Origin of the sequence: Streptomyces boncukensis, assembly GCF_011045075.1 — a bacterium.
GTDB classification, from domain to species: Bacteria; Actinomycetota; Actinomycetes; order Streptomycetales; family Streptomycetaceae; genus Streptomyces; species Streptomyces boncukensis.
The window spans coordinates 1-434 of the sequence record NZ_JAAKZZ010001128.1 but is presented as its reverse complement, the minus strand read 5'-3'; the positions used below and the strand labels follow the sequence as shown (position 1 = coordinate 434).

1 protein-coding gene is annotated in these 434 nt (G+C 75.8%); it reads right to left on the bottom strand.

Going from position 1 to position 434, the window contains the following annotated elements; translation table 11 throughout:
- Positions 1-32: 32 nt before the first annotated feature.
- Positions 33-434 (bottom strand): phosphopantetheine-binding protein (locus G5C65_RS38280; protein WP_241266369.1); only part of this gene is annotated, 402 nt, incomplete at its 5' end.

Genomic DNA, 434 nt, shown 5'->3' with positions numbered 1-434 from the left:
GGGCTGGGGTGTGCTGGGGTGCCGGGCCCGGCTCAGTCGCCGAGCAGCCGTGCGGCGTCCTCGTCCGACATGTCGAGCAGCTTCTCGTGCAGCTTCCGCTCCACGGCCTCCGCCATCTGGGCGACGGTCTGCGCCCGGGAGAGCAGGTCGGAGACGGTGAGGGTGACGGGCAGCAGGGTCTGCAGCCGGGAGACCAGCTGGGCCGCGAGCAGCGAGTGCCCGCCCAGGTCGAAGAAGTTGTCATGCGCGCCGACCCGTGCGACGCCCATGACGTCCTGCCAGACGCCCGCCACCTTCTCCTCCAGCGGGGTGCGCGGCGCCGTGTAGCTGGTGGGCAGGTCGGGCCGCTCGTACCGGGACAGCCGGGACTCCGGCGCCCCGGGCCCGCCCTCCTCGGCGGTCTCCGCCGCGCCGGCCGCCGGGGCCGGCGGGGC